Below are 26,306 nucleotides of genomic sequence, written 5' to 3' on the forward strand. Positions count from 1 at the left end.
AACGCCAAGTTTTACACAAAGCACGCAAAAATAGGCACTGACACTCATTACTTTGCGATCTTTGCGCTTCTTATGCACCTTTGCGAGAACTTGGTTTAAAGGACTTTTGTGCACCTTCTTCCTTAATCCCGAAATTATCAAGTATCAAGCAACACGAGCATCGAGTATCCAGTATCGAATATCAAGTATCAAGCACCTAGATCCCCAGTTCCTGTTTCAGGAACCTGGCGGTGTGCGACTCTTTGTTTAACGCCACTTCTTCGGGAGTTCCGGTGCAAAGAATACGGCCTCCGTGTTTTCCGCCTTCGGGGCCCAGATCGATGATGTGGTCAGCCACTTTTATAACATCCAGGTTATGTTCGATCACAATCACCGTGTTTCCCTTTTCCACCAGTTTGTTCAGCACTTCGAGCAACACGCGGATATCTTCGAAATGCAGCCCGGTGGTGGGTTCATCGAGGATGTACAATGTTTTCCCAGTGTCGCGTTTGGCCAGTTCCGAAGCCAGTTTTACGCGCTGCGACTCTCCTCCCGAAAGCGTGGTCGACGACTGCCCCAGTGTGATGTAGCCCAGTCCCACTTCTTTCAAAGTCTCCAGTTTGGTGGAAATCGACGGAATATTCTCAAAAAACTCCACGCCCTGATTGATCGTCATATCCAACACATCGCTGATGGATTTTCCCTTGTAGCGCACTTCCAGCGTTTCGCGGTTGTAGCGTTTGCCGTTGCATTTGTCGCAATGCACATACACATCGGGCAGGAAATTCATTTCGATAAGTTTGAGTCCCCCACCCTGGCACTCTTCACAACGTCCGCCTTTTACGTTAAACGAAAAACGCCCCGCCTTGTAGCCGCGAATCTTTGATTCGGGAAGCTGCGCAAACAGGTTTCGGATATCAGAAAATACGTTGGTATAAGTAACCGGGTTGGAGCGCGGCGTGCGTCCAATTGGCGACTGGTCCACACGGATCACCTTGTCGATCAGTTTCAGTCCTTCCACTTTTGTGTAAGGCAGCGGATCTTTTACGCTTTTGTAAAAATGCTGACTCAAAATGGGCTGCAGGGTCTCGTTGATCAGCGTTGATTTTCCGCTACCGGAAACACCGGTCACACAGATAAATTTTCCGAGCGGAATTTCCAGGTCCACATTCTGCAGATTATTCCCTGTGCATCCAAATATCTTGAGTTTGTCCGACTTTCCGTTTCGCCGTTCAGCGGGAATTTCGATTTTCCGGCGATCGTTCAGGTAATCGGCGGTCAGTGTTTTAGCTTTCAGCACCTCCTGAGGTTTTCCGGCGGCTACAATTTCACCACCGTGTCGTCCGGCCATCGGCCCCATGTCGATCAGGTGGTCGGCATGCATCATGGTATCTTTATCGTGTTCCACCACCACCACCGAGTTTCCACTGTCGCGAAGTTGTTCCAGCGCCTGTATCAGTTTCAGGTTATCGCGGTGATGCAGCCCGATACTGGGCTCATCGAGGATGTACAACACATTGACCAGCTGCGAACCAATTTGGGTAGCCAGGCGGATTCGCTGCGATTCTCCCCCGGATAGCGTTTGCGCGGTACGGTCGAGCGACAGGTAATTCAGGCCCACGCCCAGCATAAATCCGAGGCGGTCGCGAATTTCCTTGATTACTTCGACACCGATTACACGCTGGCGTTCGCTCACGCGTTCTTCCAAGCCATCGAGCCAGACTCCGAGTTCGTCGAGATCCATTTGTGCCAGTTCCGAAATATTTTTTCCGTCGATTTTAAAATGCAGCGACTCTTTTTTCAACCGCCGCCCGTGACATTCGGGGCATTCGATTTTCTTCACAAACTGGTTGGCCCACTTTTGCGCCGTTTTCGACGTATTTTCTTCGCGCTGGCCGTCGATGTACTTGATCACCCCTTCGTAGGTCATCATGTAATTCAGGCTATTTCCCAGCGGCGTATTTTTTAACTGAATGCGCTCGTTCGATCCGTACAAAACAGCATCAACCCCCTCTTCCGAAATATCTTTCATCGGAGTTTGCAGATCGAAATCAAATTTCTCACCGAGAGCCTCAATCTGCCAGAAAATCAGCGAATTTTTGTAGGGCCCCAACGGAGCAATACCGCCCTTCCCGATACTTAGGTTTTTATCGGGAATCACTTTATCCATATCGATCTCGGTGATGCGCCCCAGCCCGTTACATTTGGGACAAGCGCCCTGTGGCGAGTTAAACGAAAAGTTGTGTGGTGCCGGTTCGGCATACGAAATCCCGGTAGTAGGACACATCAGCAAACGGCTGTAATATTTGGCCTCGCCGGTGTCGTTGTTAAGGATCATCAACACGCCATGCCCATGTTTCAGAGCAGTTTGAATGCTGTCTTTCAACCTTTTTGTGGAAGCCTCATCCACTACCAGTTTATCGATCAGTATTTCGATAAAGTGGTTTTTATACCGGTCCACCTTGTGGTTGTGGCGAAGTTCGGTTAACTCCCCATCCACACGGGCAGTGAGAAAACCTTTGCGAAGGATCGACTCAAACAACTCGCGGTAATGCCCTTTCCGGCCTTTTACCACCGGTGCCAGGATGTGAATGCGTTTGCCTGCGAAATCGGTTTTAATGAGCTGGATGATTTTCTCTTCGGTGTACTTCACCATTTTTTCACCCGTATTGTACGAATAAGCTTCGCCCGCCCTCGCATAAAGCAAACGCAGAAAGTCGTAAACCTCGGTAACCGTCCCAACGGTTGAACGCGGATTGCGCGTGGTCACTTTCTGTTCAATGGAAATAACGGGACTTAGCCCCGTGATTTTATCGACATCGGGGCGTTCCATGTTTCCCAGAAACGAACGCGCATAAGCCGAAAAAGTCTCGACGTAACGGCGCTGGCCTTCGGCGTAAATCGTGTCGAACGCAAGCGACGACTTGCCACTGCCGCTCAGCCCGGTAATCACGGTGAGTTTGTTACGGGGAATTTCCACATCCACATTTTTCAGGTTGTGGACACGCGCTCCATGTACAACAATTTTTTCTTCCGATTCAAGTTCAGCTAACTGAACTTCGGTATTTGCATTTACTTTTTCGGTCATTTGCTTCTAAAATCTTCTCCTGTTTGTTATCTGACAATGAAACAACAAACTCTACAACTGAGGTATTTCTACCCAATATCTTTTTTTACCGGAATAGGTCAATGTATTTTCCCGCAGCCAGGGATTAAAGTCTTTGAATACCTTGTAACTCAATCCCTGTTCTTTTGCATAATCGGTAAAATTGGCCACCGACCCCGTAATTTCAACTTTTTTAATTGGAATGACCGGATATTTTTCTTTGTCGGCCACATAAAAATTGTATTTCTCGGGATTCTCGAGGATAAGTTTTAATGCCACAATGCGGTAAACATAGCGGGCAGTTTCTGTGGTAATCAGTAAATCGTAATAGTCGTCTTCTTTCTGAACATCCATTTGTTTTTGCACACCATTCATTCCCCGGTTATACGACGCGGCCACCATGGTCCAGCTGCCAAATTTTTTGTAGCCATCCTTCAGGTAAGCACATGCTGCGCGTGTGGATTTCTCGATATGGTAACGTTCGTCCACCTCGCTGTTGACTTCCAATCCATAATCTGTGGCGGTTCCTTTCAGAAACTGCCAGAATCCGGCTGCACTGGCCGGCGAAATGGCCCGCGGATTGAACCCACTTTCGGCCACAGCCAGGTATTTAAAGTCGTCGTGAATCCCCTCTTCTTTCAAAATGGACTCAATGATCGGCAAATAACGGGGCGCCAGTTTGATTAAGCGAATCGTTTGCGAATGAAAATAGGCATTGGAAAGCAATTCGCGATCGAGTGCTTCTTTCACATAAAAACGATCGAGTGGCATGGGTTCGCCGGCAAAACTTACTTTTTCAGGAATTTCAACCGCCTCAAAACGTACTCCTTTTTTAGACGTGTCCTTTGGGTCTTCCGGTTTTGCCGAGCCCAGCAACATCAAAATCAGAACTACATTACCCACCAATAACACCGGCACTGACATTTTCCACCATTTCTTCTCCATCATATTGTGTCATGTTTTTGTTTCGGGCGCACCAGGGCATCAAAATAACTGCATCCGACTGCGCCAAAAATTAATCTTCAAAAATACATTTTTACCCTTGGTTAACAATGAAAAAGGCCTGACTGTTTGTCAAGCCTTAAAATATATTTTTCTTTTGCTGAAGTTATGCACTATCTTTTCCCGGCATTCTTCCTGAATACTGATTATCAATTAATCGGCATCCGCAACCGGAATAAAACTTAATTGCTGAATATTCTGAAGATTTGAATAATCATAGAGATAAAATCCATCTTCGCCAATCATAAACAGGTAATCGTTTAGTGGAATCACATCGTAGGCATTGATGTTGGGGAAAGTGGCGATCTTGTTCTCTGAAATATGTGTTTTATCACTGGCATCGTACACCTTAAGTCCGGCGTCTCCATCGCAAACAAACAGAATATCGTCGTCGATTCCCAGCCCGTAAGGACCTTCCAGCGGATAAGAAGCAAGCAGCGTGTTGTTCACATAATTGTCCGACAACCGAAGCACATCGAGCCGGTTTACGCTTCCGCCACAAGTGTTCCCGCCGCGCAGTGTAATGTAGGCATAACCATCTGCTACCACCACCGGATCGCAACTGGTGATATGCCAAAACGTGCTTAAATAACTGGGAACGGTGGGTACTTCGAGGCTAAATACGCGCATACCCGACTGTGTTCCCAAAAACATGTGATCGTCGTAGATAAACATCGTTTCCACATCCCAGCCCACACCTTGCTGACCAATCTTTTTAGGCTTGGCATCATCACTCACATCAAAAAGATGAAGCATGGAACGATCAACCGTATATAAATACGAGTTATACAAACCAAAGCGCGCCATGGAACCTCCCACTCCAAAGGTACTTCCCCCTGCAGCGGAACCGCCTCCGTTGGCCAAATCGGCCAGGGCAAAATCTTCACGGGCAGAATAGAAATAGATCGGATAATAGTGGTATTCCATTTCCTGCCGAACGCGTGTAATTTCCCAATCAACCACCACGCCTTTCTCTTCATCAATATCGGCAAGTCGGTAATTTTCGTCGTAAGGTGGCAGGGTGTAAGGGAACACGTCTTCCACCCGATCCACTTCAGCCGGATGGTCAATATCGCTGATATCGATGGCCACCAAATCAACATAACTGTCAGCATACAGCGTGTTGTTTCTGATGGCAATGTCGACATTCCCGGGAATTTCGATAAAACCAATATTCTCCGGATCAGCCGGATTGGTCATATCCAAAATATGAATCCCTTCAAACATTTCATTTACAAACAAGAGGTTGTCTTTGAAATAGATTTTACCGGGAACTTTCAACTCGCGTGATTCCGTCACTTTTACGGCCGACCGCAGTTCTTCGTAAGTAAGATAAACCGGTGAGTTTGCCGTAAATTCTTCGGTGTATTCATCCTTACAGGCCCATAACGAGAAGAGCAAAACAAGGAGGCCAAATATATTTTGTATTGTTTTCATTGATTTAATTTTTTAGTTAAAGATGATACCCAGTTTAACCGTTAAGCGGTTGTAGTCGATGTCGAGTTCGTAATCGTTCTCACCGGAATAATTCAGTCGGTGGTATTGGTATCCCACTGCGAAATTCATCCCAAACGAGGGAGAAAACATATGCTGATAGCCGATTCCGGGGTTTATGAGAAACCCGCCTTTACTATCCAGCGACTGTGTTCCGCTTGTTCCCGGCCAGGGCCAGTAGCTGATCCAGTCGGGTACAACATCGTAATACACAGCGTTTGATTCCTCGATAGGAACCTGGTAACCGGTTTTCAGAAAGAAATAGGGAGACGAAGGGTACTGGTGCAGTTTGTACTCGAAATTGACAAATACCGGCAGAAAAGACTCCTTTAAAAATTCGATTCCCGTTCCAAGTCCCGCAGAAAAATGTGGATTTATGCGGTAATTTATGGATCCGGTCATACTAAAAGGAGCATTCTGGCTGTTATCGGAATTACCTACGAGTACACCCAGTTCGATCCGGTAAAAGAATTTTGAATCGGGCATCAAAGGCTTTGCACTTCTACAATCGCCAACCCTTTTTGCAGCGATGGTATCGATCTCACTTCGGCTAAAAACCCAGAGATTTCCGGCGGTAAATACACTCACATTTTTCTGATCGGAAGAATACGAATATTTTCCTTTCAGAATGGTCCCGTTTTTCAGGTAGATGAACCCTTTGTCGGCTTGCGGAAACGCTGCAAGCGATACAACCAGGGCAAACAGTAACAGACACAATTTTTTCATTGGCTTTAGATTACAGGTTATTAATGAAACGATTCGAAACCAAGCTTAATAAAATCAAGAATTTTGAACACAGATCAAAAGTTTGGTTTGGGTATAGATGCACAAAGTGACAGGAAGGTTGCGTTGGAGCAAATGATCTTTTGTACAAAAAAAACCACCACCCGTTAGGCAACGGACAGCGGTTTTAATACTTAACAGAATTATCCTACGCTAGTACGGCATTATCATACACACGAGGGTAAATATTTTTAATTCGGTCTGGTAATTACATGCGGGTTAATTTCCGGATTTAGTCTTCACCACAATTACGCCTCCCATTCCTCTTGTACCATAGCGAGCCGAAGCTGCTGCTCCTTTCAGTACATCGATTGATTTTACCTGAGAGGGTGGAATATTCGCAAAAACCGAAAATTCAACAATCGTGCCGTCAACTACCAAAAGCGCCGGTGTAGGACCTTCATTCAAAGTTGTTGTGCCGCGAATATTGACCATATTCGAACCAACCGACACCCCGGAAACTCTTCCTTCGATTGCCTCAAAAATGGTCCGGTAGGCACTGTAATCGGGACCGGCTTCCAAATGTGCTATCGCATAATTCAACTGTTTTTCGCTGATATGCCCGTAACCCGTAGCCGCTTCAAAATACTTTTCGCCTTTTTTATAGGGCAAATCAACCTTAATGGAATCGCCTTCATTAAAGCCCGAAACTTTTATTTTTTTTGATGTAAAGCCATGTGCTTCAAAAGTCAATTTCTCTGCTTCATCGCAAACCAATGAAAAATTTCCGTTCTCGTCTGAAAAATACTCCTTATCCAAATTCTTCCCTGTGATAAGTACTTTATTAAGTGGGATTTCCCCGAATGTGGTCACTTTGCCTTTTACGTCTCTTTTTTGAGCCACAAGCGGCTGATAACAGGAAGCAGCAAAAAAAAGAAACAGCAGTATTAGTTTAGTTTTCATTTTGAAAGAATTTTTAATGATTACTACTCCAGCCCAAAGCACAACATCTCAAAGCTTGGTTTCGCAGGAAGGGCATATCGTCCTTTTACGTGAAAATGCGAAAAAACCGCTGAACAAAAACGATCAGCGGTTTATTCAACTAACAAATTTGCCTATCTAGTATTAATCTAAATTTAGTTTTTAGGACCTGCACCATAGTCAGGATTATTTTTATCGAACCACAAGCGTTCTGAACTTAATACAGATGCAGTATTTGTATTTGTTGTAATACCTGCCTGCTGGTAGTAATCTTTTAGGATATCATACATAAGATCAGCTTCACTTGGAGTATTAATTGCAACCCGTCGTGGAATGTTTCCAACGCCAAAGTCTTCCCATGCAAAATACGAACTTCCAATTTTAGGGATACCACTTCTTCTTACGGTTGTCCAAAGATCTCCTGGCGTGATTAGGTTATGAACATATTGCTGAATGTAAACCTTTTCAAGATTATCTGTGCCGTTCAACAAGAACGCTTCATTTGTCAATAAATCAGCAATCTCGCCATCCTTCAGCTTCGCAGCACCTTCTTCCGGATTAGCAAGAACAGGATCTTCATTGTAATACGGAATTTGATGACGTTGCGCCAAATTATCCATTCTTTGTATCGACAATGTAACACCTTTTGTAAAGTAGTCTTGAGCAGAACCGGGAAGGTTAGCTCCCAACAATTTAAATTCTGCCAAATATAGATTGGTTTCAGCAGCACTACCTAACAATACATAAAGTGGCACTTGATTCCCAACGACCTGAATCACTGCTCCTCCAGGTTTAGTTGGATAAGTATAAGTTAAAGTAGTACGTTGGTTCTTTTCTTCAATAACCGAAGACCATGTATAAGTTTTTCTTGATGAGCCATCTGTTTTTGTTGCATAAAACAAAGTCGATTGCTGAAAATACTCATTATTGGTTGTAGCAGTCGTTGATAAAGGAACTCCCCAATAGCGGCCCCACGGCTCTTCAAAACCAGTTTTCCAACTGTCGAACTTTCCTTCGCCATTCAAGTTGATTATATCCCTTATTTTACTTGGTAGTCCTGCAACTCCGTTTGTTTCAATTATCGCATCAATAACTTCAGGATTAAAGTTGTTCTTTCTGAAAATAAAACGTAATCGCGGGTCTCTATTTGCTTTAAGGAATTCGATAAGGTTATTACCGGCATAACCGATCCAGCCATCGCCAACACCGTTTCCGGTTCCACGATAATTCACTCCGGAGTTATACAGCAGGTCATCTCCCAGATCATCCATATAACTTGAAGAAGCTACTTGCTGTGCAACTTGCAATGCTTTCGCACGGTCTGCATTTACCAACCGGGCAGCAATTCTCAATTTCAATAAATTTGCAAATTTCAGCCACTTCGTATAATCTCCCTTGTACATCATATCCTGATTACCTAACGAAAACTGATCTGCCTTTCCAAGGTCAGCAATTGCTTCATCCAGCTCAGTCAACCAAAGATTTAACAATTCCTGTTCTGTGTCCATTTTTGGAGTAAGAAGCGGTGGTGAAGTGTAATTTGCCAAACCGGCTTCAGAATATGACATACCTCCGATATAATCAAAATTTGAAATACCGACGTAGATCTGAATTGCGTAGGTAATCGCTTTCATGGCTTGACTGGCGTTCATTTCATCCTCATTCAAACCATCAATTCTCATACGGGCATCAACACCAGGAACCAATGAAGCATAAAGGTTATGAAGTCCTGTCAAACCTCCTTCGTTGAACGTGGTAGTGTTACCTCCATTTGTAGATGCTGCAACCTGAGAATATGGAAACACATAGTCGTTATAGGTGTAGAACCATATCGTGTAATCATTATTATACATCTGCTGCTCCGCTCTTGAAATTAGAAATCTTATATCAGGCTCTGAAACAACCGAAGGGTCAGAGTTTAGATCAGCAAATTTGTCCTTGTCTGCAAAAAAGTTGTCTTCGTTGCAGCTTTGCATCCCCAATAAGAGAGAAACAAGGACCGTCGCAACTATAAATATTTTTTTATTCATTTTACTTGCTGTTTAAGTGATTAAAATGTGAATTGAAGTCCTAATGTATAGGTTCTGGTATAAGGCATCAGTGTTCTGTGGAATGCTGTTTGTGCACTACCAGTACCACGTGCCGCTTCAGGATGTAAGTTATTCGGAGACGAGTTATATAAGTAACCTGCGTCCCTGATATTCAGATTCACATTCAGGTTCTGAATTTTTAACTGAGGCAACTTTACGTTGTAACCAAACGAAATGTTACGAAGTGAGATATAACTCAACTTATAAAACCAGTTAGGATTGATTACACCAGCACCCCATGAGTTGTACCAGTAAGCCCATTGACCTTCATCAACAGCATCGTCAACAGCACCTGCACTTGCTGCCTCCTGCCATGTCATGCCACCAACATTGTGTTGAGCTCCGTCAGGACCAGTAATTATAGTTCCTGAAGCAAAAACACCAACTGGAATTACACCATTTTCATACTGATCACCAGAATATTTACTCACCCATGAAAGGCCTCTGTCGGAAAGATATTCATCAGTAGTTTCACCACCGTTTAACGATGTTTCAAGTACGCCGTAAGCTGTTCCGTAGCGTGCCGGGAAACTGGCAACGTTACCGCCAAAGCGCATATCAAGCAAGAAACTAAAAGTGAAGTTTTTGTATTGGAATTCGTTTTCCCATGATCCTTCAAAATCCGGACGAATTTTTCCGACCTTTTCAACAACCCCGGAACGCTGATAATAAGGAGCTTTTACTCCGTCGTGCCAGGTCATTAACGGACGACCCTGATCATCTGTTGCGACTTTTGAATCACTGTACAGTATACCATATTCTCCTCCTTCGAACGCAACAGCGCCTACCCTGTAGTTACCATATTGCGGATCGCCGTATAGTAATTTATAATCTCCTACAAGATCATGCAATTCGGTTACCTTATTTTTAACATTCCAGTAATTAAAAGTCGATCTCCATTTGAAATTTCTGTTGTCAACTGGTTTTCCGGTTAAAGTCAATTCAACCCCTTTCCCCTGAATCGTACCAACGTTGGTCAGCAAATTGTTGAAGCCCGATGCCGCTGGCAGAGGGATAGTACTAATCTGGTTGGTAGTTTCATCAACGAAATAAGCAACATCAAGATTTAACCTGTTTCTCAATGTATTCAAAGTCAATCCAAACTCTACTGAATTTTTTCTTTCAGGTTTTAATTCTGTATCCACAGTTGTTCCATCCAGGTAGTTTGTAATAATGTTTCCATTCGCATGTTCAATGTTACCAACCCCATATCCTCTGTTAATGAAATACGGGCTGGTGTCGTTACCTACCTGTGCCCACGATGCACGTAGTTTACCAAAACTTAACCAAGAAGGCATGTTATCGGCAAATGTATCGGAGAACAACCACGAACCACTAACCGAAGGATAGAAATAGGAGTAAGTTCCACTTCCATTTGTATAAACCAGTGCAGAAGACCAGTCGTTACGTCCGGTCACATCAACAAAAAGTTGTCCGCGCCAGTCAACGCTATAACGGAAAAGCAATGAATTGATTTGCTTTGTACCCGATACTCCGTTAGTGCCCAAGTTTGGAGTATTTCTTGAGTTGGAGATAAAAAATTGTCCGGGAACGATTAATCCGCCATTGGTGCTAACACCTGTTTGTGTAACCCTCTGGTTCCATAATTCGCCATGTAGCAAAAGGCTATGAGTGAAATCACCGGTTTGTTTATCAAAAAGGAAGGATAGTTTACCGGTTTTTGAAATATCGGTTGAATGCGAAATACTGTATGCACCACCTTCATTCTGATATCCCTGACCAAGCGTTTTTCCCTCGCCCTGTGTATTATAAATATTTACGTTTCCTTCAAGCATGATCTTCATCCAATCGGTAAGAGTAGCAGTAAGTTTTACAATTGGACGAACAACTGTTTCTTTTCTGATATTCTCATTAAGATAGGCACTAAACCAAACTCCGTTTGCCGGAACATTTGCATACTGATCCGCGAAATTACTACTCGGTGTACCTCCGTGGGTTGCCTGGTAAACTTCACGTCGTTTCCATTTATCAGCATCATACATATTATTCCATTGTAAATTGGTGATAATATTTTCACCTAAGTTTACCGGTGGGTTACCTGCTTCAGAGCCTGTTACAGAAACAGATGCATTTACGGTTAAAAAATCAGCCAGATTTCTGGAACCTGAAAAGAATAAAGAAGTCTTTTCAAAAGTATTGTTTGGCGATGTACCGTTTCTTTTTGTGTAACCGGTTGAAAGATAAAAGTTACCTTTTTCGTCTGCCCCTCTAAGGGCGATGTTTGTACTTGACCCCCAACCAATATCATACATTTTCACGAAAAAGTCATCCACGGGGCTATAAGGTATCATTTGTCCATCGTAATCTTCGATCATAATACTAGAGTCGAATTTCGGACCAAACATCCGGCTGGCACCAGCTCCAATCAAAGTTGGAACAGAAGCTCCATCTTTTACTGTAGTATAGAAACCTTGTCCGAATGAATTTCCGGTGTATGGACGGTTACCATAATAGTTTCCAGGACCGTAAACCATTTGAAAATCAGGCTGAGCATATACATGGTCGATTGACGTTGTTTGTGTAATGACAACACCCAGACCTTTTGCCCCTTTACCATCTTTGGTTTTAATTACAATTGCACCATTGATACCACGAGAACCATAAAGCGCAGTAGCAGCTGAGCCCTTAAGCACGTTTATTGACTCATAGTTTTCGACGTTTAAGTTTTTCAACATGTTACCAAAATCGTTCGCATCTCCTGACCAATCGTAATGCCCAACATTAGCGATGTCGTTTTCAAGAATTACACCATCAACAACAAATATTGGCTGGTTATTTTGGCTGTTCAAAGTAGAAACACCTCTGATTTCAATTTTCGCAGATCCAAAAATACCACCATCACTACCTGAAATACTCAAACCGGCCGCTTTACCCTGAAGCGCTGAAACCGGGTTAACTGTATTTACTTTGGCAAGTTCCTCCCCCACTACTTTGGTAGCGGCATAACCTAAAGCTTTTGCTTCTCGTTCAATACCTAGCGCCGTTACAACTACCTCATCAATACCGATTGCGGCAGCTTTAAGCGTTACATTAATTACAGAACGTCCGTTAACTGCTTCTTCAATTGATGTCATTCCAACAAATGAATACACCAAAACTGCTTTGGATGAAGAAACACTCAATGTGTAATTTCCATCCACATCAGTGATTGTACCGTTACTGGTTCCTTTCTCCAAAACAGATGTCCCAGGAATCCCTAGGCCTTCTTCATCAGTAACTGTACCTGTTACTGTTTGCTGTGCATAAACGCTGCCAAGTAGCGAAAAACACAATGCAACAAGCAAGATAATTTTTCTCATAAAGAATAAATTTTAGTTGTTAAATAGAAAATAAACTCGATGTATATATTATGATAATTGATAAGAGGATTCGATGACTATCAAATTCTTTTAAGATTTTCATTAAGCTAGTTTTTCGATTCTGTTAGTTTAATTGCAACTCAATTTACAGTTACATCAATTACATCTCTCAAGTAATTCTGGGTAAAATTAGGGATTTATTTTAATTTTCGTAAATAATTTGTAAAATATTTTAAAATCATTTCATCGATTTTAAAATCACTTCGCTATATAACTTTTTAATTTAATTATTTTCTATTTATAATCATCGCAATAATATTCCTTATAAAGGAAACACATCTTAATAACTGAATTAAAAATTACCATTTAAAACAATACCGACCTACCCGCGAAGTATTAACTCGTAGAAATGCTGACAATAGGATCTTAGACAATCACATCAGCATTGAGGGCAAAAAGAGACCAAACTTCTTTGCGGGGCAACATTAGCTGGCAAGTTTTGAATGATTTATAATGGTGTCGAAATCAGTAATAGGCCATCGACATTGAATCGCCGTATCCGGTTCACCTGCTACACAGTATCTTTGGGTTAAGATTTCGCAGGAAGTACGAATAAAGTTATATGGGATGCGTTTCTGTATTCCTGATCCAGAAATCACTACTCTCCCACATCATTGGCACAAAGTTAAGCCGCTGCAATTTTATTACAGCGGCTTAACTATTCCTTACAAAATATAAAATGAATTTGATCTGATTTTACCCCCCCTCTGGAGCTATGCTGCAAACTAAACCATCATATTACTAAAAAGTTTCTGATAGAGCATTGCAGTTGTGCCTAACAATCCTGATTTCTCCCAGTTTTCGGAAATTACAATCTGAATATTGCCGGAGATTTGCTCCAGACAATGTTTATTGATGGACTGTTGGATCGGTGTTAATACATATTGATTGGCTTCCGATACGATACCCCCCAATACAATAATATCGGGATTAAGTAACTGAATGGCATTGGCAAGCGCTTTTCCCAAAGCCATTCCAACGGAATTTAGAAGTGCGATCGAACATTCGTCGCCTTGTTTGGCAGCGCGAATGATATCATCTACGCCAATTTCCTCTTCCCGGCCTTTAAACTTAGCGGTCAGCTGCGAAACCTTTCCTTCGCGAACAGCTTCCTGTGCCTGCCTGATTAAGACATAAACCGAAGTAACAGTTTCCAAACAGCCTCGTTTTCCACATATACAAAGATCTCCGTCTTCCACAAATTTAGTATGCGAAAGTTCGCCTGAAAATCCGGTTGCTCCGTTATACAGCTTTCCGTCAAAGATCATCCCCATACCAAGGCCCCAATTCCAGTTAATGATCAACGCATTCTGGTGCCCTTTGGCATGTCCGAAAATAAATTCTCCATACGCCTGCATACGGGCATCGTTGTTTACATATACCAGCCTATTAAACTTTGCCTTGATACGATCGGCTATATTCTGAAGCTTTTTATCTTTAATGGTATAATTAATCCCGTTTACTTCATCAATCAATCCGGGCATCGACAATCCAACTCCAAAAATCCGTGACGCATCAATTTTATGAGTGGCAACCATTTCGCGCGACACATTGTCTATTTTTTCGAGAAGATCTTCGTCGTCGATCGTTGCCTTAAACCTCACCACGGGTGCTACCAACTTATTGTGCGAATCAAAAATCCCCACTCTCCCGGTATAACGGCCCAATTCGCACACCAATACAAAAATGGAATCCTGTTTCAACCCAAACAAGGCAGGCCGGCGTCCCCCTTTCGATTCGCCTGTTCCTTTAAACTCGACCAGTTCCTTTTGTCCGAGCTCTTTTAAAAGCGACAGCGAGGTAGGTACGCTCACGCCTATCCTCTTTCCGATCTCGGTAGCAGAAAGTGTATCCTCGCGATACAAGAGATCCAGGATTTTCTTTTTACGACGGTAATTCTTAAGCTCATTACCGCTAAGCTGAACTTCATTTATATTGTTGATAAGAATCATTGTGTGGTTATCAAGTTAGCCAACGTATTAATGAATGTGCAATTTAAATAAATTTTTAATCAAAAATTTATTAATTGTTAAAATTTTTTACAAAGATTGTTTGGTTGCAAAAATATTGATTTCCATCACAATATTAAAGATTCTCACCTAAAAATTGTAAGAATTTTACACTAATTTGACCACACACTAATAGAAAACAGTCTTTTTTAGCAATAATCCTCATTTGTTAGCTTCTGCTTCTTTTTGTAAACTTGAATAAAATTCAACCGGATTAAAATCAACATTATGAAACTAAAGCAAATTACTCCGCTCATTCTCCTGACACTGGCGTTTTTTTTCTGGAAGTGCTCCAACACCGAAAAAGGGCAGGTCGTAAAACCCAACATCCTTTTTATTATGAGCGACGACCATGCCTACCAGGCCATCAGCGCGTATGGGTTTGGACTGAACGAAACACCCAATATTGACCGTATCGCCGAAGAAGGCGCTATTTTCACCCGGGCGTGTGTTACCAATTCGCTATGTGCACCGAGCCGTGCCGTGCTTTTAACCGGGAAACACAGTTTTATCAACGGAAAAGTAGACAATGTGCAGACTTTTGACTGGAACCAGGATAACTTTCCCAAACTGCTACAGGCGAATGGCTACCAAACTGCAATGATCGGAAAAATTCATCTCGACGGGCTACCGCAAGGCTTTGACTACTCCATGGTTCTTCCCGGACAAGGACAATATTATAATCCGGACTTTCTGATCAACGGAGAGCGCAAAAGGCTGGAAGGTTACGTAACCGAAATTATCACCGACTCTGCTCTCGATTGGCTAAAAAATAAACGCGACAGTTCGAAGCCGTTTTGTATGCTTTATCACCAAAAGGCTCCGCACCGAAACTGGCTTCCCGCCGCCAAGTACATGAATCTATACGATGACAAGACCTTTGAACTTCCGGAAAGCTTTTTCGACGATTACGAAGGAAGAGGCAGCGCGGCAAAAGAACAGGAAATGGAAATTAACCGCGACATGATGTGGGGACACGATTTTAAACTTATCGTTAATCCCAACGGCGACAGCACCAATTTTGTGCCCGATCTGAAACGAATGAACGAAGAACAACGAGCCGCCTGGATGGCTGCCTACGAAAGTGAAAACCAGGAATTCCTGGCCAATATGCCACAAGGTGTTGAGCTGGCTAAATGGAAGTTCAACCGCTACATCAAAGATTATCTGCGTTGCATTAAATCGGTGGACGACGGAGTAGGACAGCTTCTGGATTATCTCGACGAAACCGGCCAGGCTGAAAATACGATTGTGGTTTATACTTCCGATCAGGGATTTTACCTGGGTGAGCACGGTTGGTTCGACAAACGGTTTATGTACGAAGAATCGTTCCGTACTCCATTGGTCGTGCGCTATCCAAAAGAAATAAAACCCAAAACAGAAATCGGCAAACTGGTTCAGAATCTTGATTTCGCACCAACTTTCCTCGACTACGCCGGGATTACTATTCCGAAAGAAATGCAGGGAGAATCATTCCGACACCTGGTTAGCGGCGAAACCAATGAATGGAGAGATGCCGTTTACTACACCTATTACGAATACCCGGCGGTACACATGGTAAAACGGCATTACGGCATTGCAACAGAGCGTTACAAACTGATTCACTTCTACTACGATGTGGACGAATGGGAACTCTACGATCTGGAAAAAGATCCGCATGAAATGAAGAATGTGTACAACGATCCGGCTTATGCAGAAGTGCAAAAAGACCTTCATAAAAAACTGGACGAAACCCGGAAACTGTATGGCGACAACGACGAATACGATCAAAAGTACCTGAAAGCCTACCTCGATCATGAGGAAAAAGTAAAACAGCGCGCTGCGAATAAAAAATAATTGAGTCCAACGTTGAATCTATATTCCCCGATAATGGCTAATTTTTGGCATTGCATTAACGAAATTTAACAGCGAATTTTCGGCCTTAAAAATAATTTGCCTAATTTTTCGCTATTATGAAACCCGGATTCCAATACTGAATGTGGCGGAACTTTGTGATGAAGAATGCATGGTACATATTGCTTTTATTGGGGAATCTTTTTTTAGAGACCCGGCCTGTTTGTGCTCAAATCATTTTGCCCGATTCCATGCTTCTTGAAAAAAACCACAGGCAGGAAGTTTTTTATGACAGCCTCCAGTACAAAGCAAATCAAAGAAAACTGACCAGTTGGTTGTACGACGCACTCATCACTCCACGCCGCCCTTATGTCGACAAAAAGGCGCTGGCCATGGACTACTACAATCAGTACGAAGGGAAAATTATCGCCAGCATTAAGATTCAGGCGCTGGATGTTTTTGGCCCCTCCTGCTCCGACACAACCTCAAAAGCTGACACATGGATGGAACGAACAGCCAACGTCGTTCACACCAAATCAAATCTGAGAACAATTCAAAAACAACTGATTTTTAAAGTGGGCGACGTGCTGGATGCCGAGAAAATGTACGAAAATGAAAGGCTTATTCGTCAGCTACCCTACATAAAGGATGTACGCTTTTTGATTGATCAGGATAGTATCTACTCCGGTTTTGTCAACGTCACTATCCTTACGAAAGACCGGTTCTCGTTTGGAGCATCGGGCGGAGTGAGCGGGACGCAATCGGGAGACATCAGAGTTTACAACAAAAATATCTTTGGTATCGGACATGAAATTTCGGTAAAATTTGTCGGCCATGTCAACAAGGAACCCTACCTGGGACTGGAAACCTTTTATAAAATCAACAATATTGGCGGTAAGTTCCTCGATCTTCAGCTGGGATACATGAATACTTTCCGACGCGAAGGTTTTGTTTTCGATCTGAATAAACCCTTACTGACCAACGAAATAAAATGGGGCTACGGCGCCCATGTTACGCGCCTGTTCAGAACCGACCGCATCACCGAAGACGATCCCATCATCATTGAAGAACCACTGGACGAAGGCTACAACAGCTTTTGGCTCGGGCGTGCCTTTAACCTGGGCGACGACCACGACCACCTCACTCAACTTTCCGTAACCGGCGGCATTCACGGTCTTCGCTTTTTTGAAGATCCGATGGTAGAACCTGACCTTAGTCCGTTTTTTGCCAATCGTACATTATACATGGCCGGACTCGTTCTTTCGCAAAGAAGATACATCCAGGACCAGTTGATCTACAGCTATGGCATTACAGAGGATATTCCTGAGGGATTCAAAAATGAGATTTTGTACGGTTATGAAGCCAACGAATTTGGCGACCGGCACTATTTTCAATTCTCCTCTTCAAACGGGAACTTACTGCTGAACCGCAAAGGCTATGTTTACCTCTCGACCGGACTCGGCGGATACCTGAAAAACAACCGAATGGAAGAGTGCATGATCCGCGGAGGCATCAAATTTATTTCCAAGTTATCGACAGCCGGCAAGAAAAGTGTCCGTTCGTTTATTAATGTGGATTACACACTCGGAATCCGGCGATTCGACATTGATAATCTTACCCTCAGAACAGAAGAACACATTCGGGGTTTTGACAGTCGGACTGCAGCGGGCAAACAACGATTGACACTTAAACTGGAGCATGTTGTTTTCCTGCCTCATCAGTTTTACAAATTTAATATGGCTGTCTTTGGTTTTGCAGACCTGGGGATCATCGGTTCGAATCAGAATCTTATTTTCAGGGAAAACTACTACTCGGGAATTGGAATTGGTCTCCGGCTGCACAACGAAAACCTTGTTTTTGAAACCTTCCGGTTACGCCTGGCTTTTTATCCTTTCCACCCGAAAGATGTAAGCTTTTTGGGCTTTATCCTCGACGAACAGTCCAAACAGAAATTCAATTCGTTCGATCCCTCAAAACCAATACCGATGCAGTTTGAATAATGGCTAAAACTGGAAATAAATAAAGGGTTGCATATCGGAAGAAATCGACTGATAAACAACAATTACCGTTATAGCCGCCAATACCACCTGCACCCAAAGCGGAGACGCTACAAACCAGTCTTTGATCCTTTCTTTCCAGTGATCGCTCAGCCAGTGAATCACAAAACCAAACAACATCACCAAAAACACCCACTTGTAAGCTGCCAAAACTTTGGGAACCAGCGAAAGATCCATCGCCGTTCCAATCTGATGCAACATTCCGGTTACAACCTCCATCGATTCGGAACGGAAGAAAACACGGGTGAAAGTGATAAAGCTGAAAGTGACGGCAATCTTCCATATATTTCCCCAAACGTTGTTGTATTTTTCCCACGGACTTATTTTCCGCCAGGCTTTATAAACTACCAGACCAAGTCCGTTTAGTCCTCCCCAGATGATAAACTGCCACGATGCGCCGTGCCACAATCCACCCAGCAACATGGTCAGCATCAGGTTGATTTTTGTATCGATGCTTTGTCTTACCTGAGGGTAAAGTTTGGCCAGTATTGCTAAAACAATGACTACCCCGGCCAGAATCGGCACCAGAATCAGTTTCCCGGCCAGTAAAACAATGATGGCCAGAATCACTCCTAAACTGATGTAGCTAAAAGTAGAACCACCACGATTTCCGCCAATCGGAATGTACAGGTAATCTTTCAGCCACGACGAAAGCGACATGTGCCAGCGTTTCCAGAATTCGCCAACATTTTTCGCTTTGTAAGGCGAGTTAAAGTTTTGCGGCAAACGATAACCCATCAAAAGCGCTACGCCAATGGCAATATCGGTGTAACCCGAAAAATCGACATACACCTGCAATGAGTAACCAAACAAAGCCATCAGGTTTTCAAAACCTGAATAGGTGATCGGATCGGAAAATACACGGTCAACAAAATTCACCGCAATAAAATCTCCGATAAATATCTTTTTGATCAGACCTTTCAGAATCATAAAAATAGCCCAGCTGAATTCGGCCCGCGAAAGATGAAAATCCTCGTAAATCTGTTTGATAAAACCTGAAGCGCGAACAATCGGCCCGGCCACCAGCTGTGGAAAAAAGGACACATAAAATCCAAAATCGATCAGGTTTTTGACCGGTTCAGTTTCTCTGCGATAAACATCTACCGAGTAACTGATGGTTTGAAACGTAAAAAATGAAATACCCACAGGCAGCAAAATCTGGTTCACATTGAAATGTGTTCCGGTAGCTTCGTTGGCCCACAATGCCAGATGATTGATCACCTGCCAGTTGGTACCCAGCATCAGATTCAGACTATCAACAAAAAAGTAAGCATACTTGAAATAGGCCAGTAAACTCAGATTTATTACAACACTTGCAGCTATCAATAATTTCCGAACCAATTCGTTTTGTGAGCGATAAATACGTTTACCAATAAAATAATCGACCAGCGTACTAAACAGCAATATAAAAAAGAAAAATCCGCTCGACTTGTAATAAAAAAACATGCTTACCAGGAACAGGTAACCTGCTCTTACGCTGCGGTTTTTGTTTTTGTAAACCAGCGAGTATCCCAGCAAAACCACGGCAAAAAACGCCCAGAAGAAAAAACGGATAAAAATTAGCGGTGCGATCTCGTTGTACAGAAAAATGTTCCGCAACGCCTCAGTGATATCTATTTGTTGAAGTAAGTCCAAAGTCAGTGGTTTTAATTATCGGTTGTTTTTGTTTCGTCGGTTTCCTGACGATTGATATCGGCTTGTATATTTTGGCCCAGGTAATTTTCAAAATCCTGCATCAGTGCATTAAAAAACAGATCGGCAATCATAAGGTAACCTTCGCGGGTAAAATGTATTTTGTCGCTTTGTGCCAGATGATTCTGTTGCCACAAAACAATCGAATTCAAACCACCCATTACGGTGAACATATCCCAAACACCGGCATTGTATTTTTCCGCCATCCGAAGCATGCTTTCGCGTACTTTCTCTCCGTTTTTATTTACATACCGCCGGTACAAATAACTGTCGTTATTGGTGGTAAAAACAATGGCAGCATCGGGTGCAGCCCTTTTTATTTCAGCTATCAACTGATCGTAATGATCTTCAAAACGATCCTGGGTAAATCTTCTTCCATAAGCATCATTTATACCTATTCCCAATATCACGAGGTCGGGTTTTAGCTCAGCCAGTTGTTTTTCAAAAAGCTGGCAGCGCAAATAAGCAGGAACATGTGCTCCGTTCACACCAATGCTGTGGTACATAATTCCGTTGGGCGCCGACTCGGTAGTGATTCCAAACAAGGTAAAGCTTCCGGTAGAGTTGCTTTTTCGGGTGAGTGTTAATGTCAAACTGTCAACATACGTATTCAGCGAAAAATCAATGAATCCGTCGCCGTTTGAAACCGTATTCAGAATAGCCGAATCAACCGACAACTCGTAATTCTTTGCTTTGTTTTCGTAATAAACCCTGAATTTATTAAAGCTGTAATCCAGTGTGTTTTCCTTTTCCAGCAAAATGGTTAGCTCGGCTTTTGTTGAATGGGTGGTTGCCGACATCCCTCCCACTCCGAGCGTTCCGCTTTTGCGGCTTTCCACATTCCGAAAACTCTGCCATGCACCGGTGTAACGGATGTAGTAGCCAAAAGGCGAATTGGTGCGCGAAATGCGGTACGGAAACATGTAACCCCAACCGGCATTCATTTCTCCATTGAGTGTTTGAAAGCGGTTTCGCATCTGGCCCGAAAAAGTACCCGCCTGAATATGTGAGCCTCCGATATGAACGATGTTTACACGCCCTTCACCACTTGTCATCAGTGTTTCAAGCTTTGAATAAAAGCGATCGATACTGGTACGTTTACCCGGAAAGTGCATTTCGTTGAGGTCGTAACGAATAAAATTGTAGGGATTCACTCGATAGAAATAAGCCTCATCCTGCGCAACCAAACGAAACTGGAAAGCAATAAAAAGTGCAATGAAAAGGCAAATAACTTTTAAGCCTTTCTTAAGGCTTTGAACCCTGAACTTTGAACCCTGAACTCTGAGCTTTGAACCCTGAACCCTGAACCCTAAACTCTGAACTTTAAACTCTGAACTTTGAACTGCCCTCATTAAATCTCCTCCTCCAGGTAACTGTTGTATTCAAAAATCAAAGCATTGTAAAACATGTTGGCCACCAGCCTCGCTCCCTTTGCCGAGAAATGCACATAATCGGGTCGGGCGAGCTCGGGATCGGCATTTACCCACGAAGGCATGCTGTTGTAGCCTCCCATGGCACGGTACATATCCCAGTAGGCTCCGCCGTTGGCCATCGTTACTTTTTTGAGCTCCTCCACCACTTTGGGCAAATGTTCGTAGGTTACATAGCGGTCTTTTTCTTTGGTCGACATGTCGCTTGGCCCAATCACAATAACCGCTGCCTCCGGGCACATCTCCTGTATTCGTTTAATCTGGCTTCCAAACCAGCGTCCGTAACGGTCGATCGCCTTCACGTCTTTGATGTAAGGCATCACGTTTCCACCAAACTGTAGAATGAACAGCTTTGGATCCAGGTCTTGATACATTTTCAGCGCATGCTCAAAATTCGTGCGGGTAAAAATTGTCCCCGAACTTCCGCGCAATGCAATGTTATCCATAATCACACCCGTTTGCGAGGCCAGTTCGATACCGTAAATATCGGGACTGTCGTAACCCGCAAAACGCAGTGTTATGCTACTGGTCGAATCCGGAAGATCGCTTTCCACAACGCCATAGTCCAGATTGGCTGGCAACGTTTTCGTTAAAATGGTATCGGCCCGGGCGATCACGGTCAGTGCCACCGGACTTTTTGTATTTCCGTAAAACAGGCGCATGTGCTTGTATTCGCGTGTCAGCACATATGAAATATCCGATTTCGAAACGTTCATTTCCGCCTCGTACCAAATCGAATCATGAAATGGAATGGAATCAGGAACCAGCGGAGCATAGCGGGAAAAAGCGCCCATTACGCCGTAGTTGCTGTGTGTGACCGTAGAATCCACATTCCCGTAGATCGGGTAACGCTTCCAGTCGCCCGTGTTCTTCTGGTTGGCACTAAAAACATAATCGTAGGGCTGAAGAGCAGGACGTAAACCAACGCCTGTTCCACCAAAACGAACCTGTAATTTATTCCGGACAAATGAAGTGATCCGGTCGCCTTCAATCTGGCTGTCGCCGTAGTGCATAATCCGAACCGTTGAATCGTTTTGAAGATGAGTAAAGAACTTCTCCAGGTTCTTCCGCCCTTCGTGGTTCATCTCCAGTTTCCGAATCGACTTCACCAACTCCTCATAATCGGCACCGTGCACTACTTCGGTGGTTGTTCCGCCTTCCAAAGTAGTATCCACCTCAACTTCCATCACCGAATCAATCTCAAACTGGTGACTTACCAAATCCGAAATATCCGCATATTCGTCCTGTTTGCTCAGCAGCATTTCTTCCAAAGTGGGCATGTGAAACGTAAAACTTCCCACCGTCACACCATTTTCCGGAGTGATCCACATGGTGCCAGCCAAAAGCACAAACACGCCAAGCGTAAAAATCAGGGTCTTTATGGGTTTCATTCGGTCACGTATATTTTTAATTTTTGTCCTATCTGAATTTTTCGGGCATCGTCAATTCCATTCCAGTAAAGAATGGCCTCGGGTGTCACGCCTTCATATTTCTTGGCAATAACATACGGCGACTCGCCGCTTTTAACCACATGCTCCACCTTATGTGCCGAAGCCGGTATTTCCCAGGTCTTTTGCACACTGGCAGCGACAGCTCCCTGCCCTGCACCTGCCGCCGGTAGTTTTTGCAGGCTCCGGTAGTAATCAGCTTCGTTCTCATCCACAAAAATCACCAGCTGCTGACCTGCCTGAATTTTTCGTTCGTTGTAAATGTTGTTCCAGTACTTCAAATCCTCTACCTGCACGTTGTAATCCTCGGCAATGTAGCCCAACACATCGCCACGCTGAAGGGTGTATTTAATTTTTACCTTCCCCTCAATTTCGAGGTCTTTTACTTTTTCACCAATGTATTGCCGGGTGGGTGCCGGCGGATATTCCACTTTCTGAGCCACCACGTCAAACAGCGTTGAATCGAAGGCATTGAAAATAGAATCCTGTCCAACGATGTAGTCTTCCTTTCTCCCTTCCGGAAGCAGCAAGGCTTCGTTTTTATCTCCCGGAACAATCGAATACCGAAACTGCGGATTCAGTTCCTGGAGTGTTTTTAACGGAATATTCAGCACCTGCGACACCTGTTGCAAATGCATTTTCTGCCTGACAATTATGGTATCTGCCTTCTCATGCAAAACAGGCAAAGTTGTTTTCGTGCTTTTCAGAAACACCCGGCAAGCCTGGAACGCCGCCACATTTTCAGAAACAAGATCCGGCAATTCCTGCAACAGGTCGTTTAACGAGGCTCCTTCACCTGTCTTCGCCCATGCATTTCTGAATTTTGTATCTCCGGACAGGTAAGCTAAAACAGCATATTCCACCGACCCAAAGAGTTGGATATTTCTTTTTATCTGAGCAATAAAAACCTGCGTTGCCTTTGCCATCTCAAAACGTTCGTCCACCAGCCGGTTGATTTCCAGTCCACCCAAAATGCCTTGAAAATGCGTCAACTGCCAGATTCCGGCCCGTTTGTCGGCACCCACTGCCAAAGGATTCAAGCCGGAAAGCGCCGGAGCCAGGTATTTCAATTCTACCGGAAGACCGGCTTCATTCAGCAACGAATCAAAATAACTTTCGTAATTTGAAAACCGCTGTACCCATCTTTTCTGATCGGCTTCCGAAAAATTTACCAGCAAGTCATAGAATTTCCCGGTTAATGGAAGTTCATTGGCAAATAAACAGCCGTCTACCGGTGTAAGTTGATTGGCGAGCAAGGTGTAGTTCTTTCCTTCAGGCAACTTAACTGCTTCGTTTGAGATCGGATTAAAAGAATCATTCACCGACAAAAGGTTGCGGGTAAATTGCTGAAGTGTGAATTCCGAGATAGTATCGGGTTGCGATCGGACTGCCATGGGCATAAAAAACAGCAGCAAAAGATATTTGAAATAGCTTTTCAATCCGAAGGAACCTTTGATTTTAATTGATGTAATGTTGTTCACAGGTGGGCAAAAATAGAAAATCAAATGAAAAAAGTCAGAACCCGTCAATTGGAAAATTCGATTTATAGTATCTTAAGCTACTATTTCTGTGGCGAAACCGCGAACCTTCGGAATCATTTGATGGTTTAACTAACATCAAAACAGCACCATGAAGATACTTTTAACCGGCGTTACCGGGTATGTAGGCAAACGAATCCTCCCTGTCCTTATCGACAAAGGACACGAAGTTATTTGCTGTGTGCGCGAAAAAAGAAGGCTCACACTACACAAGCCACTGCTCGAAAAAATCAGGATGATCGAGATCGATTTTCTGGATGAAGTGGTCCCCGGTATTTTACCTGACGACATTGATGCGGCGTATTACCTCATCCACTCCATGAGCTCATCAAAGGGAAAATTTGACGAACTGGAATCGAGAGCTGCCGAAAACTTTAAAAAACATGTTGAATCAACATCGGCCAAACAGGTAATTTATTTAAGCGGTATTTCGAACCAGGACAGCCTTTCGAAACACCTGCGGTCGAGACGAATGGTGGAAGATATTTTGCGCAGCGATCGTTACTCGCTCACTGTTCTGAGGGCCGGCATCATTGTTGGTTCGGGTAGCGCTTCTTTTGAAATCATCCGCGATATTGTTGAGAAACTACCCATCCTCATCACACCAAAGTGGATCCTGACCAAGTCGCAACCCATTGCCATCCGCGATGTCATACAGTTTTTGGTGGGCGTTTTGGGCCGAACCGAATGTTATGGAAACAACTACGACATTGGAGGCCCCGAGATACTAACCTACAAAGACATGATGCTGCAATATGCCGAAATGAGGAAATTAAAACGCCGCGTTTATACAACTTCCCTCATCTCGCCGCGGATTTCATCGTACTGGTTATTCTTTATTACTTCGGTTTCGTTCAGTCTTTCGGTGAGCCTGGTCGACAGCATGAAAAACGACGTTACCTGCAAAGACAACCAGCTGGCAGAGTTGCTGAAAATTCAGCCCATCACGTACAAAACGGCACTAAAATATGCCTTTCTGAGAATAAAACAGAACCTTGTGCTGAGCAGCTGGAAAGATTCCATCATCAGCAGTAGCCTGGGGCTTACGCTTTCCGATTTTATCGAGGTTCCCAACTTTGGCTGTTACAAAGACATCAAAAAACTAAAGGTTGAAAACGTTGACCAGGTGATCCACAACATCTGGCGGATTGGCGGAGAAAAGGGCTATTATTACGCCAACTGGTTGTGGCAAACCCGGGGATGGTTCGACCTGTTGCTGGGCGGCGTTGGACTGATCAGAGGAAGAAAGCTGCCCGAAGAAATTACCACCGGCGAAGCGCTCGATTTTTGGCGGGTGCTGTATGCCAGCCGCGAAAAAAAACGCTTGCTCTTGTTTGCCGAGATGAAACTACCCGGTGAAGCCTGGCTCGAATTCAGGATCGACGAGAACAATGTTTTGCACCAAACCGCCACTTTCCGCCCGCGGGGAATCCTGGGACGGCTCTACTGGATCGCCACCTCTCCTTTCCACTTTTTTATTTTTAACGGAATGATCCGGAATATTGCAAAAACCGAAGAAGAGGACCGCTAACAGGGCTTTGCTG

At 43.7% G+C, this 26,306-nt stretch carries 15 protein-coding genes; 3 read left to right on the forward strand and 12 right to left on the reverse strand.

What is annotated here, in order from left to right; genetic code table 11:
• Positions 1 to 196 precede the first annotated feature (196 nt).
• The 8 genes from uvrA to MR764_RS09270 all read right to left on the reverse strand — a co-directional run bounded on the left by uvrA (position 197) and on the right by MR764_RS09270 (position 14,707).
• Positions 197 to 3,067 (reverse strand): excinuclease ABC subunit UvrA, encoded by a 2,871-nt coding sequence (gene uvrA, locus MR764_RS09235; protein WP_247979127.1) that lies wholly within the window; start codon positions 3,065 to 3,067, stop codon positions 197 to 199.
• Between the two features lie 51 nt (positions 3,068 to 3,118).
• Complete coding sequence (locus tag MR764_RS09240) at positions 3,119 to 4,033, reverse strand: lytic transglycosylase domain-containing protein (RefSeq protein WP_247979128.1); 915 nt, start codon at positions 4,031 to 4,033, stop codon at positions 3,119 to 3,121.
• Positions 4,034 to 4,240: 207 nt separating this feature from the next.
• Complete coding sequence (locus tag MR764_RS09245; protein WP_247979129.1) at positions 4,241 to 5,524, reverse strand: hypothetical protein; 1,284 nt, start codon at positions 5,522 to 5,524, stop codon at positions 4,241 to 4,243.
• Between the two features lie 12 nt (positions 5,525 to 5,536).
• Positions 5,537 to 6,307, reverse strand: coding sequence for a porin family protein (locus tag MR764_RS09250; protein ID WP_247979130.1), 771 nt, complete (start codon positions 6,305 to 6,307; stop codon positions 5,537 to 5,539).
• Between the two features lie 276 nt (positions 6,308 to 6,583).
• On the reverse strand, positions 6,584 to 7,267 hold the full coding sequence (locus MR764_RS09255) for a TonB-dependent receptor plug domain-containing protein (protein WP_247979131.1): 684 nt from the start codon (positions 7,265 to 7,267) through the stop codon (positions 6,584 to 6,586).
• 173 nt (positions 7,268 to 7,440) lie between these two features.
• Positions 7,441 to 9,315, reverse strand: a complete 1,875-nt coding sequence (locus MR764_RS09260) for a SusD/RagB family nutrient-binding outer membrane lipoprotein (protein ID WP_247979132.1) — start codon at positions 9,313 to 9,315, stop codon at positions 7,441 to 7,443.
• Between the two features lie 20 nt (positions 9,316 to 9,335).
• Positions 9,336 to 12,695, reverse strand: a complete 3,360-nt coding sequence (locus tag MR764_RS09265; RefSeq protein WP_247979133.1) for a SusC/RagA family TonB-linked outer membrane protein — start codon at positions 12,693 to 12,695, stop codon at positions 9,336 to 9,338.
• 785 nt (positions 12,696 to 13,480) lie between these two features.
• A complete protein-coding gene (locus MR764_RS09270; protein WP_247979134.1) occupies positions 13,481 to 14,707 on the reverse strand; it encodes an ROK family transcriptional regulator in 1,227 nt (408 codons plus the stop codon).
• A gap of 285 nt (positions 14,708 to 14,992) precedes the next feature.
• On the opposite strand from MR764_RS09270, the gene MR764_RS09275 reads away from it, so the two are divergent.
• Together MR764_RS09275 and MR764_RS09280 are read left to right on the forward strand one after the other, a co-directional pair.
• Positions 14,993 to 16,600, forward strand: coding sequence for a sulfatase (locus MR764_RS09275; RefSeq protein WP_247979135.1), 1,608 nt, complete (start codon positions 14,993 to 14,995; stop codon positions 16,598 to 16,600).
• A gap of 248 nt (positions 16,601 to 16,848) precedes the next feature.
• Positions 16,849 to 18,597: a hypothetical protein gene (locus MR764_RS09280; RefSeq protein WP_247979136.1), complete on the forward strand. Its 1,749-nt coding sequence runs from the start codon at positions 16,849 to 16,851 to the stop codon at positions 18,595 to 18,597.
• Positions 18,598 to 18,600: 3 nt separating this feature from the next.
• Here the strand turns inward: MR764_RS09280 and MR764_RS09285 are convergent, their stop codons facing one another.
• The 4 genes from MR764_RS09285 to MR764_RS09300 all read right to left on the reverse strand — a co-directional run bounded on the left by MR764_RS09285 (position 18,601) and on the right by MR764_RS09300 (position 24,663).
• On the reverse strand, positions 18,601 to 20,289 hold the full coding sequence (locus tag MR764_RS09285; protein ID WP_247979137.1) for an MBOAT family O-acyltransferase: 1,689 nt from the start codon (positions 20,287 to 20,289) through the stop codon (positions 18,601 to 18,603).
• Between the two features lie 11 nt (positions 20,290 to 20,300).
• A complete protein-coding gene (locus MR764_RS09290) occupies positions 20,301 to 21,500 on the reverse strand; it encodes a GDSL-type esterase/lipase family protein (RefSeq protein ID WP_247979138.1) in 1,200 nt (399 codons plus the stop codon).
• Between the two features lie 197 nt (positions 21,501 to 21,697).
• Entirely contained in the window at positions 21,698 to 23,167 is a 1,470-nt protein-coding gene (locus tag MR764_RS09295) for a GDSL-type esterase/lipase family protein (protein WP_247979139.1), read from the reverse strand.
• Positions 23,164 to 24,663 carry a LysM peptidoglycan-binding domain-containing protein gene (locus tag MR764_RS09300; protein WP_247979140.1) on the reverse strand — a complete coding sequence of 500 codons (1,500 nt, stop codon included), beginning with the start codon at positions 24,661 to 24,663 and terminating at the stop codon, positions 23,164 to 23,166. Before MR764_RS09300 ends, MR764_RS09295 begins: the two co-directional genes overlap by 4 nt.
• A gap of 190 nt (positions 24,664 to 24,853) precedes the next feature.
• Between MR764_RS09300 and MR764_RS09305 the strand changes: the two genes are divergently transcribed.
• Positions 24,854 to 26,293, forward strand: coding sequence for an SDR family oxidoreductase (locus MR764_RS09305; protein WP_247979141.1), 1,440 nt, complete (start codon positions 24,854 to 24,856; stop codon positions 26,291 to 26,293).
• The last annotated feature ends 13 nt before the right edge of the window (positions 26,294 to 26,306 follow it).

This window comes from Maribellus sp. YY47 (assembly GCF_023111095.1).
GTDB lineage: Bacteria > Bacteroidota > Bacteroidia > Bacteroidales > Prolixibacteraceae > Draconibacterium.